Origin of the sequence: Labrys okinawensis (assembly GCF_047345005.1) — a bacterium.
Lineage (GTDB): Bacteria > Pseudomonadota > Alphaproteobacteria > Rhizobiales > Labraceae > Labrys > Labrys okinawensis.
Genome location: NZ_CP178864.1, coordinates 6,559,450 through 6,571,793, shown reverse-complemented (window position 1 = coordinate 6,571,793; position 12,344 = coordinate 6,559,450). Strand labels below are relative to the sequence as shown.

12 protein-coding genes and 1 riboswitch are annotated in these 12,344 nt (G+C 64.2%); of the genes, 4 read left to right on the top strand and 8 right to left on the bottom strand.

Annotation, left to right across the window (positions count from 1 at the left end; genetic code table 11):
• The first annotated feature begins 80 nt into the window (after positions 1–80).
• Entirely contained in the window at positions 81–830 is a 750-nt protein-coding gene (locus ACMDCR_RS30480) for an SDR family NAD(P)-dependent oxidoreductase (protein WP_413990203.1), read from the top strand.
• A gap of 182 nt (positions 831–1,012) precedes the next feature.
• On the opposite strand, the gene ACMDCR_RS30475 is transcribed toward ACMDCR_RS30480, so the two are convergent.
• From ACMDCR_RS30475 to ACMDCR_RS30445, 7 genes are all read right to left on the bottom strand, one after another.
• Positions 1,013–2,224 carry a rhomboid family intramembrane serine protease gene (locus tag ACMDCR_RS30475; RefSeq protein WP_413990202.1) on the bottom strand — a complete coding sequence of 404 codons (1,212 nt, stop codon included), beginning with the start codon at positions 2,222–2,224 and terminating at the stop codon, positions 1,013–1,015.
• A complete protein-coding gene (cobT, locus tag ACMDCR_RS30470) occupies positions 2,221–4,110 on the bottom strand; it encodes a cobaltochelatase subunit CobT (protein ID WP_413993769.1) in 1,890 nt (629 codons plus the stop codon). The genes ACMDCR_RS30475 and cobT overlap by 4 nt, the downstream gene beginning before the upstream one ends.
• 106 nt (positions 4,111–4,216) lie before the next feature.
• Positions 4,217–4,591, bottom strand: coding sequence for a DUF4112 domain-containing protein (locus ACMDCR_RS30465; protein WP_413990201.1), 375 nt, complete (start codon positions 4,589–4,591; stop codon positions 4,217–4,219).
• A gap of 122 nt (positions 4,592–4,713) precedes the next feature.
• The gene (cobS, locus tag ACMDCR_RS30460; RefSeq protein ID WP_284310508.1) at positions 4,714–5,700 is read right to left on the bottom strand and encodes a cobaltochelatase subunit CobS; all 987 of its coding nucleotides are present in this window, start codon (positions 5,698–5,700) and stop codon (positions 4,714–4,716) included.
• Positions 5,701–5,779: 79 nt separating this feature from the next.
• Positions 5,780–6,370 carry a J domain-containing protein gene (locus tag ACMDCR_RS30455; RefSeq protein ID WP_413990200.1) on the bottom strand — a complete coding sequence of 197 codons (591 nt, stop codon included), beginning with the start codon at positions 6,368–6,370 and terminating at the stop codon, positions 5,780–5,782.
• A 377-nt stretch (positions 6,371–6,747) separates the two neighbouring features.
• Positions 6,748–7,530, bottom strand: coding sequence for a CbtA family protein (locus ACMDCR_RS30450; protein WP_413990199.1), 783 nt, complete (start codon positions 7,528–7,530; stop codon positions 6,748–6,750).
• A 16-nt stretch (positions 7,531–7,546) separates the two neighbouring features.
• A complete protein-coding gene (locus ACMDCR_RS30445) occupies positions 7,547–7,759 on the bottom strand; it encodes a CbtB domain-containing protein (protein ID WP_413993768.1) in 213 nt (70 codons plus the stop codon).
• Positions 7,760–7,792: 33 nt separating this feature from the next.
• Positions 7,793–7,941, bottom strand: a riboswitch (cobalamin riboswitch).
• Between the two features lie 35 nt (positions 7,942–7,976).
• On the opposite strand from ACMDCR_RS30445, the gene ACMDCR_RS30440 reads away from it, so the two are divergent.
• Complete coding sequence (locus tag ACMDCR_RS30440; RefSeq protein ID WP_413990198.1) at positions 7,977–8,528, top strand: histidine phosphatase family protein; 552 nt, start codon at positions 7,977–7,979, stop codon at positions 8,526–8,528.
• Between the two features lie 82 nt (positions 8,529–8,610).
• Here ACMDCR_RS30440 and ACMDCR_RS30435 read toward each other — a convergent pair whose 3' ends face one another.
• Positions 8,611–9,426 carry an alpha/beta fold hydrolase gene (locus ACMDCR_RS30435; RefSeq protein WP_413990197.1) on the bottom strand — a complete coding sequence of 272 codons (816 nt, stop codon included), beginning with the start codon at positions 9,424–9,426 and terminating at the stop codon, positions 8,611–8,613.
• A gap of 180 nt (positions 9,427–9,606) precedes the next feature.
• On the opposite strand from ACMDCR_RS30435, the gene ACMDCR_RS30430 reads away from it, so the two are divergent.
• Both ACMDCR_RS30430 and ACMDCR_RS30425 read left to right on the top strand, forming a co-directional pair.
• The gene (locus ACMDCR_RS30430) at positions 9,607–10,923 is read left to right on the top strand and encodes a UDP-glucose dehydrogenase family protein (RefSeq protein ID WP_413990196.1); all 1,317 of its coding nucleotides are present in this window, start codon (positions 9,607–9,609) and stop codon (positions 10,921–10,923) included.
• Positions 10,924–11,178: 255 nt separating this feature from the next.
• Entirely contained in the window at positions 11,179–12,342 is a 1,164-nt protein-coding gene (locus ACMDCR_RS30425) for an efflux RND transporter periplasmic adaptor subunit (RefSeq protein WP_413990195.1), read from the top strand.
• Positions 12,343–12,344: the final 2 nt, after the last annotated feature.

Below are 12,344 nucleotides of genomic sequence, written 5' to 3'. Positions count from 1 at the left end.
AAATCTGCGGCCGCACCTCTTGTTTCATTTAGATGATTATCTAACTATCGAATCATCGTCACCGAACAATGAGAACGAGAATGAGCAAACTGACAGGCAAAGTCGCCGTGGTCACCGGCGCCTCAAAGGGCATTGGCGCGGGTATAGCCAAGGGCCTCGCCGCCGAGGGCGCATCGGTCGTGGTGAATTATGCTTCCAGCCGCGAGGGCGCCGACAAGGTCGTCGCCGAGATCACCGCCAAGGGCGGAAACGCGATCGCGGTACAGGGCGACGTTTCCAAGACAGGAGACGTCAAGCGCGTGTTCGCCGAGACCGCAAAGGCCTATGGCAAGCTCGATGTGCTGGTGAATAATGCCGGCGTCTATGCCTTCGCACCACTTGAGGCGATCACGGAGGACGAATTCCACCGCCAGTTCAACATCAATGTGCTTGGCCTCATCCTGGCGACCCAGGAAGCCGAGAAGCATTTCGGACCGGAGGGCGGCAGCGTGATCAACATCGGTTCGGCCGCGACCGATCTCAACTTTCCGCAAACCGCTCTCTATACGGCCACCAAGGGTGCAGTGACCTCGATCACCCAAGTGCTGTCGAAAGAACTCGGGCCAAAGAAGATCCGGGTGAACTCGATCAATCCCGGCATGGTCGAGACCGAGGGTGTGCATGCGGGCGGCTTTGCCGGAGGTGAACTCGAAAGCCAGATCGTGACCCAGACTCCGCTCGGCCGCATCGGCCAGCCCGGCGATATCACGCCGGTGGCCGTGTTCCTCGCCTCCGCCGACTCCGGCTGGCTCACGGGCGAAGTGCTGGTGGCCTCGGGCGGCGTAAGGTAGGCCAGAGCAAGTCGCGATTTCTTCAAATCGCGATTTTTCTTCAACACCTTATTCCAATTCATTGCTTCGGAGGCCGGATGGATCGATCCGGCCTCCGATTTTGCTGCGGTCCTGAAAATCACGCTGCTGGCAAACCCATATTCTCACCGATAAAGGAAGGGCGTGCCGGAGATAACAGGCCCCTACTGCCCGCCCGTCAGCCTTTGCAGGCCAGCCTTGCTCTCGGCAATGTCGGGGTTCTGGACGAGGGCGGCGCGGTAGTCGGCGATGGCTTCGTCCCGTCGGCCGAGATCCTCGTAGATGTGGGCGCGGGTATCGAGCGTTGCGGCATCGTCAGGCGTCACCGCGAGGGCCGCGTTGGCATCCGGAAGGCCATCGGCGGCGCGGCCGACCTTGTAGAGAGACCAGGCCCGGAGATTGCGCAGCTGCGGCGAGTCGACGCCCCCCGCGAGGGCGGCGTCGAGGTCCGGAATGGCGCTCGCATAGTCGTCTTTCAGCGCGTAGGCGGCACCCCGCAGGGCGTGGGCCGCGGCGTTGCCGTCGTCCAGCGCGATTACGGCGCCGAGGCGGGCGATCTGGTCGTCATTGGCGTCCTTGGCGTAGGCGTCGGGCGCGCTCCAGGCCTGCCAGGCGGAGGAAACCGCAGTGCCGACGCCCAGCGCCAGGCTGAGGAGCGCGATGCTCGCGAGACCAAGGCCGGTTCGGCGCAGGCCCGGCAGCCAGGAGGGGCCGATGCGGTAGATCATGGCAAGCGCGGTCATCACCCCGGCGATGAACCCTCCGAAGAGGCCGGCGAAGGAGACACTCGGCGCCAGCGAGACCAGTGAGAACAGGCCGAACACGAAGTTGAGCGCGGCCCATTTCGCCGTGCCGAACATCAATCTCCGGCCCTCCTCGTTTCCGCGCAGGGAGCCGAAGACCAGCGCCGCGCCAAAAAGACCGAAGGTCGCGCTGGAGGTGCCGAGCGTGTAGAGCTCGCCATAGAAGGCCGAGGCGAGCGACCCGGCCAGGCCCGCCAGCATGAAGATGATGAAGGCGCGCAGGCGCCCGAACACCTTTTCGATCGCCGGCATGATCATCATCAGGCAGATCATGTCGACGATGAGATGGGGGAGGCTGGCGTGCAGGAAGATCGCGGTGAAGAGATACCATGGCTGCCAGTTGGCGATGGCAAGGAAGCCGCCGGCGCCCATCTGGATCAGCACGGTGGGCAAGGGCGTCCACAGCGCGCCGAACAGGCCGGACGCCGAGCCGTCACCCACCAGCGCGATCAGGATGAGGCTGAGCGCCGCGCTCAGTGCGAAGCAGAGCAAGCAGACCGCGATCAACGGAAAGGCGAGCGGCATCGGGCCGAGCAGGGCCTCGCGCCAGAGCGTTTCGGCCCTCTGGATCACGCGGCTGCTCGGCGCGGGCCTGCTGAGCCGGTCTCGTCGAAGAGTTCGGCAAGCTTGTCCGTCATCGCGCCGCCTAGCTCTTCCGCGTCCACGATTGTTACGGCGCGCTTGTAATAGCGCGTGACGTCGTGGCCGATGCCGATGGCGATCAGCTCGACGGGCGAACGGGTCTCGATATCCTCGATCATCCAGCGCAGATGGCGTTCGAGATAATTGCCGGTGTTCACCGAAAGGGTGGAATCGTCGACCGGTGCGCCGTCGGAGATCACCATCAGGATGCGCCGGCTCTCGGTGCGACCGATCAGTCGCTGATGCGCCCAGTTCAGCGCCTCGCCGTCGATGTTCTCCTTGAGGAGGCCTTCCCGCATCATCAGGCCAAGATTCTTGCGTGCCCGGCGCCACGGGGCATCAGCCGATTTGTAGATGATGTGCCGGAGATCGTTGAGGCGCCCGGGCGAGGCAGGCTTGCCCGCCTGCAGCCAAGCCTCGCGCGACTGTCCGCCCTTCCACGCCCTTGTGGTGAAGCCGAGAATCTCGACTCGCACCCCACAGCGCTCCAGCGTACGGGCGAGGATGTCGGCGCAGGATGCCGCCACGGTGATCGGGCGCCCGCGCATCGAGCCGGAATTGTCGATCAGCAGCGTCACCACCGTATCGCGGAAATCGGTGTCGCGCTCGCGCATGAAGGAAAGCGCCGACGTCGGGTCGATGATCACGCGCGACAGGCGCGCGGGATCGAGCGTGCCCTCCTCGAGGTCGAAGTCCCAGGAGCGGTTCTGCTGGGCCATCAGGCGACGCTGCAGCCGGTTGGCCAGGCGCGCCACCACGCCGGACAAGCTGGAGAGCTGCTTGTCGAGATAAGCACGCAGACGGTCGAGTTCCTCGGGGTCGCAGAGGTCCGCGGCATCCACGATCTCGTCGAACCGCGTGGTGAAGGCCCGATAGTCGGGGCCGCGCCTTTCATTGTCGCGGTGCTCGGGCGGGCGCCAAGGCTGGGCCGCCTCCTCGGCATCGCCCGTCTCCGTCTCGTCGGGCATGTCAGAGGAGGGAGATTCGGCGTCTTGTGTTTCGCCCTCCTGCGAATCCTCGTCATCCGTCTCCTTCTCCTCCATCTTCATGGCGTCGGATTCGTCCTGGGTCTCGCCCTGGTTCTCCTGGTTTTCGCCTTCCTGCTCGGAGTCGGCGTCGTTGTCGCGGTCATCGGAATCGTCCGCGTCGGCCTGCGCCTCGTCCGACAAGCCCATGTGCGTGAGCACATCGTTCATGGTGCGGGCGAAGGCGCGCTGGTTCTCGATCACGCTGTCGAGGCGCGCCAAATCCTTGCCGGCTTTCTCGTCGATGAAGGGGCGCCAGAGGTCGACCAGCTTGCGGGCGGGTTCCGGCGGGGGCAGGCCGGTGAGCTTCTCCCGCACCAGCAGCGCGAGCGCATCCTCGATCGGCGCCTCCTCGCGGACACGGATGTCTTCATATTTGCCGCCACGGAAATAGCGGTCCTCCAGCATGGCGGAGAGGTTGTTGGCCACACCCGTCATGCGGCGCGAGCCGATGGCCTCGCAGCGCGCCTGCTCCACCGCATCGAACACCGTGCGGGCTTGATCGTTCTGTGGCGCCAGGCGGCGGTGGATGCCGACATCGTGGCAGGCGAGGCGCAGCGCCATGGCATCGGCCTGGCCGCGCACGATCGCCGCGACATGGGTGTCGAGCTTGCGCGGCGGTTCGGACAGCCGCGCCTTGTCGGACATCAGGGCCGGCTTCTCGGAGGCGAAGGTCACTTCCAGGTCCGGCTTGCGGGCGATGGCGCGCAAGGTGCCGGCCACCGAACGCTTGAACGCATCGTTGGGGACGTCTTTGGCCTTGTCGCCGGGCTTGCGATTGGTGGTCATGATTCTGAGATATCCAATGCCACGCCATTCCTCAACCGGGAACTGGTCCGGCAAGCCTATTGGCGCCTGCGGCGGCGGGACGCGGAGGGTGTGCCTGCGGTCCCAGGTTCTATATCCGGCCCTCGGCAATCAGGTGATCGCGCAAAAGCGTCATGTTCTGCCGATTGGCGCGCCAGAAGATGTCGATGACGTCGCCGGCAACCGGCACAGTGCCGAGGGCGCCTTCGATGGCGACGTTGACGATCATGCGGGCGAGCAGGACGCGTGGCACACCGATGCGCACGGCCTCGATGACGATGATGCTCGACAGGAGCACGCCCGCCCAGTCGCCGAAGCCCGGTATCAGGCCGATGATCGCATCGACGCCGAAGCGGATCTTCGTGAAGGGAATGGAGAAGGCGATATCGAGAAGACGGGACAGCCTGTCGAGCCGCTCGACGCGAGCTCGCAGGTCATTCACACTGCCAGTTGCTGCAAAAGCCATGGATACTCGCCCTCCACGGCGCAGCAAATGGGAGGGAAGGGGGGCGGCTGCAAGGGGAAAGGGGACAATTACCTCAAATAACCAAGGTTGCGTACCCTTACCACCATCCCTGGAGCCAATCCCTACGTCAGCGCCACGTTCACCGAGCTCTCCGCCAGCTCCGCGCCGAACGCCCGCTGATAGAACTCCGCCACGAGGCTGCGTTCCAGCTCGTCGCATTTGTTCAGGAAGGTCACCCGGAAGGCGAAGCCGATGTCGTGGAAGATGTCGGCATTCTCGGCCCAGGTCAGCACCGTGCGCGGCGACATCACGGTGGAGAGGTCACCGTTCATGAAGGCATTGCGGGTCAGGTCGGCCACGCGCACCATCTTGTTGACGATGTCGCGACCGTTGGGGCTGCGCTGGTAATGCTTGGCCTTCGACAGGACGATGTCGACTTCCTTGTCGTGCTGCAGATAGTTCAGCGTGGTGACGATCGACCAGCGATCCATCTGGCCCTGGTTGATCTGCTGCGTGCCGTGATAGAGGCCGGAGGTGTCGCCCAGGCCCACCGTGTTGGTGGTGGCGAACAGGCGGAAGGCGGGGTGCGGGCGGATCACGCGCCGCTGGTCGAGCAGGGTCAGGCGGCCGGATACCTCAAGCACGCGCTGGATCACGAACATCACGTCGGGGCGGCCGGCGTCATATTCGTCGAAGACGAGGGCGATGTTGTTCTGCAAGGCCCAGGGCAGCATGCCGTCCCGGAACTCGGTGATCTGCTGGCCGTCTTTGAGGACGATGGCGTCCTTGCCGACGAGATCGATACGCGAGACATGGCTGTCGAGATTGATGCGCACGCAGGGCCAATTGAGGCGCGCGGCGACCTGCTCGATATGGGTCGACTTGCCGGTGCCGTGATAGCCGGTGACCATCACACGGCGATTATGGGCAAAGCCCGCGAGGATCGCCAGGGTGGTCGGCTTGTCGAAAAGATAGTCGGGGTCGAGGTCCGGGACGTGGTCGTCGGGCTTGGAATAGGCCGGGACCTGAAGATCCGTGTCGAAACCAAACAGCTTCTTGGCCGAGACCATGATATCCGGCAGGTTGGCCGGTGTCGTTTCGTTAGTCATAATGCCTTCCTTGGCTGTCGCCAGGACGGCGAAGCCGACAATCAGTACGAGCGGGCCTGAAAGCCCTCAGAGGGCAAGCCTAGCAAAGCCCGGCGCTTCGGAGCGTATTATAGGCCTGAATGATCCCGCGCAATTGATCTTCGCTGGATCGGTCGCCGCCATTGGCATCGGGGTGAAGCCGTTTGACGAGAGTCTTGTAGCGCGCCTTGATCTCCGGGCCGTTGGCCGTTTCCGGCAGATCCAGTGCTTCAAGCGCCTTGCGCTCGAGAATCTTGAGCCGGCGACGCTCCGGTTGGGGCGCCGTGGTCTGCCGGCGGAAGCCATGGGCGTCGTCGAAGAAACCAAAGTCGTCCTGGACGTCAGGGCCTGCCTGGGCGCCCCGCTTCTTGGCCCAGGGATTGACGCCCATTGTCCAGGTCGGCCGATGTCCGAAAGCGGCATCGCGCTGATAGGCGCTCACGGAATCGTCGGGCAGGCCGGCGAAATAATTGTAGTTCTTGTTGTAGTCGCGGACATGTTCGAGGCAGAAATGCCAGAACTGGCCCTCGCGATTGCGCCCCTTCGGCGCCCGAAATTCACCGTGATTGCGGCAATTGACGTGTTCGCACAGTCTCACGGACGCCTGATGGACCTCCTCGGCCCTCGGGCGCACCCGGATGCGATCAAACAAGGGCGAGTCCAAATCCATGATGACATCACTATGCGAGCGCCAGACCAATTGGGCAAGCGCGAGCTTAAGGACAAGGGGTTAATTGAGGCGGAATGCCGCGAAGCGGCAAGTCATTATATGGAGCCGCGCCCTAAAAAAGAAAGAGGCCGCCCGGATGGCGGCCCAAGTCTTAGGGAGGAAACGCCCAAGGAGGGCTGTAGAGGTGCGGAACGGCATCCACTACACAGCTTAGAGTGCGACTGCTCTCGTCATTTCGCAAGTGCGAAACAGATGAATTCGGTGCAAGAAAGCAAGAATTCCCGCCGGTGTGACATAAAGGCGACGCTTGGCTCGCAAGCCATTGGCCTGACCGTCAGGCCAATGGCCTGTACCTTCCCTTACGCCCGCCGGCCTTCGGGCTGCATCAATTTCTGCGCGAGAATGCCAAAGACCAGGCCCAGCGTGGTCCACAGGACGACATGGATGCCGAGCGAGGCGACCCGGAAGTTCCATAGCACATCGGCCGAGAAGTCGGCCGGCACTTCATGCACGCCCGGCAGCACCAGCATGGCGATGGCCATCACCACGACATAGGCAGCCGCCGCGATCAGGTTGGCGTTCCACCGGCCGAGACTCGCGGCCAGGCGATTGGCCGTGTTGAGCGCAGCGATCGCCACCAGCACCGAAAGTGCGACGATGCTGAAATAGAGGGCGGTCCTCAAGCCGATCGTGTCGGGATTGCCGACAGCCGGCGGGTTGGCCGGATATTTGAGTTGCGGAACGATCACAATTGTCGCAAGGCCGATGGCTGCGACGACGGCCGCAGTGGCCCTCGGGCTCAGCGAGCCGAGCCGTCCCTGCGCGAAGGCGAAGACGAGGGCGAAGATGCCACCGACCGCCGCGCCGTAGACCAGCACGCCGGTGAGCAGGCCGAAGCTCGCCTGCATCGGCCGGCTGACGAGTTCCTCCTCGTTGCCATGATCCTGGCCGGCGGCGGGGGCCGTCGACATGTTCATGTTCATGGCGGGAGCAGGTTTGGCCTCCTGCTGCGCCGAACGGCTCTCCTCGAAGGCGATGGCCGCATCCACCTGCGGTTCACCGAAGACCCTGGCAAAGCCAAAGGCGAGCAAGCCCGCGAGGATGCCAACAAGCATCCCCCGGATCAAAAGGGACCTGACCATGATGTGTCCGTTGCCCCTAGTGGCAGGGGAAGCCGAGCAGATGGCGGCCGTCATGCACCCATTCGTGGATGTACATGCCCTGGAAAATGGACGTCGCACCCTCTTCGGCGCCGACGAAGTAGATCGCCAGGAGAGCCAGCAGCAGCGTCAGGATGGCCCACGGCACGATTTCGCGCAGCGGAATGGTGATGGATTGCGGTGAGGAAGGCGCGAGAACGGCGGTCGTCATCATAAAGCTCCTTGGGATTACGCGTCCCGTTTGAGGCGTGCGTGCCTTGGAAGAGGTCTGACTGTCGAAGCGGCAGCGGATGCCGTCGATCACAGTGGCGCGACCGTGCCGGACTTTCACCGGCTTCTCAACCTTGGCGTGCAAATGGCATAAGCAGCGCATCTGTCGCCGCATGTCAATATTGTGCCGTCATTTTTGTGCTTGTAGAGACCATCGCATGACCCCGCGCCTGACCCTTATCTGCCATGCGGCGACGCCCGCCCTGCGCACGGCGAGTTTTCCCCTCGACGAAGCGCTCGATGACAGGGGCCTGTCGGCGGCCAGGGCGCTTGCGGGGCGATTCGAGAAGGTCGGCCGCATTCTCCTCAGTCCCGCCTTGCGGGCACGCCAGACGGCGCAGGCGATGGAGCTCGAGGGCGAGACATGCGAAGCCCTGCGCGAATGCGACTATGGACGCTGGGCGGGGCTCGGCTTCGAGGCGGTCGCCATCGCCGAGCCGGAGGGGGTGGCCGCCTGGGCCAGCGATCCCGATGCCCGTCCGCACGGCGGGGAATCTGTGACCAACCTCATCCGCCGTGTCGGCGCCTGGCTCGACGGCGAGCGCTTCGAGGGGCATGTGCTGGCCGTCACGCACGCCTCCGTCGTGCGGGCCGCCGCGGTGCACGCGCTCGGCGCCCCGGGGCAGGCCTTCTGGCGCATCGAGGCGGGGCCGCTGTCGGTCGCGGATCTCAGGCCTTCGCCAAGGGGTTGGACGTTGAGATTGGGATAGCTGGGAGTGGCGGTCTCCGACCGCCATTTTCCTGTTCAAAGAACGTACCGGTTCCAAGCATGGCGGTCGGAGACCGCCACTCCTACCCAAAGAACCCCAGCGCCGCCGCGACGATCGCCTCCGGCGCGTCCTCCTGCATGAGATGGCCGCAATCCGGGATCTCCGTCAGCCGGCAGCCGGGGAGCAGAGCGGCCAGCTCGCGCCCCCTCTCTACCGGGATCCAGCCATCCTCCACGCCCCAGAGCAGGCGCGATGGGCAGCGCAGATTAGGATAATGATCCTGGATCTCGTCCGTATAGCGCTGATCCATCTGGGCGATCTGGCGATAGAAGGCGGGCTTGCCGACCGGGCCTGTCCAGGGCGCGGCATAAGCCTGGCGTGCGGCGGCGGACAAGGGCCTGAAGGCGGCACCCTGCAGATAGGCGGTGAGGATGGCTTCCTGGATATAATCGGGTATGCCGGCGAAGGCCTCCTCGTACTGCCGGACATGGCGCACGAAAGGCGAGCCCCAGGGACGCACGGCCACGGGATCGATGAGGAGGAGGCGCTTATATTCGCAGCCGTCGAGGAGATGGGCGCGCAGCACCGTGGCGCCGCCGAAATCATGGGCGATCACGTCGGGCTGCTCCAGCGACCAGAACTGCAACAGCGCCGCCAGCAGCCGGTTCTGCATGCCCAGCGATACATCCTGGCCCTCCCGCTTCTCCGACTGGCCATAGCCGATGAGGTCGTAGAGGTAGATCTCGAAATGGCGCGCGAGCTCACGGGCGATCGCCCGCCAGACGAAGGAGGAGAACGGCGTGCCATGCACCAGCACCAAAGGCGGGCCGGCGCCGAAGCGGTCATAGGCGACGCTCTGGCCCTCGAATGTGAAGATCCGGCGGAGATTCCAGTCCATGGCGGCCTCTGATGGCGGGCTTCGAGGAAATCTGCGCCTGGTCGAAGGCGCGGGCAAGCGCTGGGAGCGCGGACATCTCTAAGACACTCAAGAGAGTGTCGGATGTCCGCGCTCCCAGGATTCGTCATTGGCTTGTCGTCGGGCCTTTTGTAGACAGGGCGCCCAACGAGGAATGATTGCATGCGCGTGGCAATGATCGGGACAGGCTATGTCGGGCTGGTGACGGGGGCGTGCCTCGCCGACTTCGGCCATGTCGTTGTTTGCGTCGACAAGGATCCGGCCAAGATCGAAGGCCTGCTCGCCGGTCGCATGCCGATCTACGAGCCCGGCCTTGAGCAGCTCGTGGCGCGAAACGTCAGGGAAAAGCGCCTATTCTTCACCACCGAGCTTGCGCCCGCGGTGAAGGAAGCGGCCGTGGTGTTCCTTGCCGTCGGCACGCCCTCGCGCCGCGGCGACGGCCATGCCGACCTCTCCTATGTCTATGGCGCCGTGCGCGAGATCGCCGCGGCAGCGGAAGGCTTCACCGTGGTGGTGACCAAGTCGACGGTGCCCGTCGGCACGGGCGACGAGGTCGAACGCCTCATCCGCGAGGTCAGGCCGGATGCCGACATTGCCGTGGTCTCCAACCCCGAATTCCTGCGCGAAGGCGCGGCGATCGAGGATTTCAAGCGCCCCGACCGCATTGTCGTCGGCGTCGAGGACGAGCGCGCCCGCATCGTGATGGCGGAAGTCTATCGCCCGCTCCATCTCAACCAGGGGCCGCTGCTGTTCACGGAACGGCGTACCTCCGAGATGATCAAATATGCAGCCAACGCCTTCCTGGCGACCAAGATCACCTTCATCAACGAGATCGCGGATCTGTGCGAGAAGGCCGGCGCCAATGTGCAAGAGGTGGCGCGCGGCATCGGCCTCGACAACCGCATCGGCGCGAAATTCCTGCATGCCGGCCCGGGCTATGGCGGCTCCTGCTTTCCGAAGGACACGCTGGCGCTGTTGCGCACAGGCCAGGAATATGGCGCGCCGCTGCGCATCGTCGAGGCGGTGGTGGGGGTCAACGACGCGCGCAAATCCTCGATGGCCCGCAAGATCATCGGGGCGCTCGACGGCAACATCGCGGGCAAGACGGTGGCTCTCCTCGGCCTCACCTTCAAGCCCAACACCGACGACATGCGCGAGAGCCCCTCGATCCCGATCGTCTACGCGCTGCAGGACAAGGGGGCGCGCGTGCGTGCGTACGACCCGCAGGGCATGGAGGAGGCGCGCAAGGTGCTGGCCGATGTCGACTACCATGACAGCGCCTATGACTGCCTGGACGGAGCCGATGTCGCCGTCATCATCACCGAATGGGACGAGTTCCGCGCCCTCGACCTCGAACGTGTGAAGGGCCTGCTCAAGCAGCCTGTGATCGTCGACCTGCGCAACATCTACAGGCTCGACGACATGGCGCGCCACGGCTTCCGCTACGAAAGTATCGGGCGCGAGGGCACGGTACCCTGAAGTTTTCCGGCTCTTTTCGCACCAAACCTTGCTGACAGGCGAAGCAAAGCTCGACGTAGAGGAGAAAATCTGCCTCCAGGTTGCCTTCCGCCATCGAAAATTGTTGCCGAATTGCATCATGCCTGCGCGGCAAGGTTGCGGTTTTTCGATCTTGCTAGGTCGCGACCCCAAAAATGGTCATAGTGCGGCCCTGCCGCTGATTCCGGTTTCGCTGCTCGACTGGGAGGCGGGTGTTCGTTGCTTTCGGGAGCGTTCATGTCGGTTTTGCATCGGAGCTGTTGCCGGCTGGCGGGCGGTGTGGTGGCCTTGGCTGTCCTGGGTATGGCGGACGCCGCCCTGGCCCAGCAGATGCCGGCCATGCCGGTGACCGTGGCCAATCCCGTCAGCCGCAAGATCACCGAGATGGAGGAATTCACCGGCCGCTTCCGGGCCTGGCCCTCCGTCGCCATCACCTCGCGGGTCACCGGCTATCTCGACAAATCGAGCTTCGTCGAAGGCTCGCTGGTCAAGCAGGGCGACGTGCTGTTCTCCATCGATCCGCGTCCGTTCCAGGCCGCTGTCGACCAGGCCGCCGCCCAGGTCAAGATCGCTCAGACCAAAATCGATCTCACCAAGGCCAATCTCGCCCGCGCCGAGGAATTGAAGAAGAGCGGCAACGTCACCGACGCCACCTATCAGTCCAACCTGCAGGCGTTCCAGGAAGCGGCAGCCTCAATCGATTCGGCCAACGCGGCGCTCGCCACCGCCAAGCTCGACCTAAACTTCGCCACCATCACGGCGCCGATCTCAGGCAAGATCAGCCGCCAGCTCGTTTCGGCCGGCAATCTGGTGGTGGCCAACGGCACGGCGCCACTCACCACCATCGTGGCCGTCGATCCGATCTATTTCTATTTCGAGTTCGACGAGGCGAGCTACCTTGCCTATCACCGCGCATCGCGCGGCAAGGTCGATTCGTCAGGCACCGATGAAGGCATGAAAGCGGAGATCGCGCTCTCCGACGAGAAGACCTTCTCCCACCGGGGCACGCTCGACTATTTCGACCCGCAGGTCGATGCCCAGACGGGCACGGTGACGGCACGCGCCAAGGTGGCCAATCCGGACGGCTTCCTCACCTCGGGCCTGTTCGGGCGCATTCGCATCGCCGTGGGCGAGCCATATGATGCACTGGTCGTGCCTGATGTGGCAGTGGGGCAGTCGTCGCAGGGGCACTACGTGGTCGTTGTCGTCGACAAGAAGGCAACCATCCGCCCCGTGGAGACGGGACCTAAATTCGGCACCTTCCGGGTGATCAGGAACGGTCTCAAGCCTGAGGACGCGGTGCTGATCAACGGTCAGATGCGCGCCCGCCCGGGCAGCGAGGTCATCCCGCAGCCCACCAAGCTGGATGTGCCGGACCCGCTTCTTCCCGACGCCAACTGATC

Coding starts and splice junctions, on each gene's coding strand:
- ACMDCR_RS30480 (WP_413990203.1), top strand. CDS start 81: ATGAGCAAACTGACAGGCAAAGTCGCCGTGGTCACCGGCGCCTCAAAG.
- ACMDCR_RS30465 (WP_413990201.1), bottom strand. CDS start 4,591: ATGGCTTTTGCAGCAACTGGCAGTGTGAATGACCTGCGAGCTCGCGTC.
- cobS (WP_284310508.1), bottom strand. CDS start 5,700: ATGACTAACGAAACGACACCGGCCAACCTGCCGGATATCATGGTCTCG.
- ACMDCR_RS30450 (WP_413990199.1), bottom strand. CDS start 7,530: ATGGTCAGGTCCCTTTTGATCCGGGGGATGCTTGTTGGCATCCTCGCG.
- ACMDCR_RS30445 (WP_413993768.1), bottom strand. CDS start 7,759: ATGACGACCGCCGTTCTCGCGCCTTCCTCACCGCAATCCATCACCATT.
- ACMDCR_RS30440 (WP_413990198.1), top strand. CDS start 7,977: ATGACCCCGCGCCTGACCCTTATCTGCCATGCGGCGACGCCCGCCCTG.
- ACMDCR_RS30435 (WP_413990197.1), bottom strand. CDS start 9,426: ATGGACTGGAATCTCCGCCGGATCTTCACATTCGAGGGCCAGAGCGTC.
- ACMDCR_RS30430 (WP_413990196.1), top strand. CDS start 9,607: ATGCGCGTGGCAATGATCGGGACAGGCTATGTCGGGCTGGTGACGGGG.
- ACMDCR_RS30425 (WP_413990195.1), top strand. CDS start 11,179: ATGTCGGTTTTGCATCGGAGCTGTTGCCGGCTGGCGGGCGGTGTGGTG.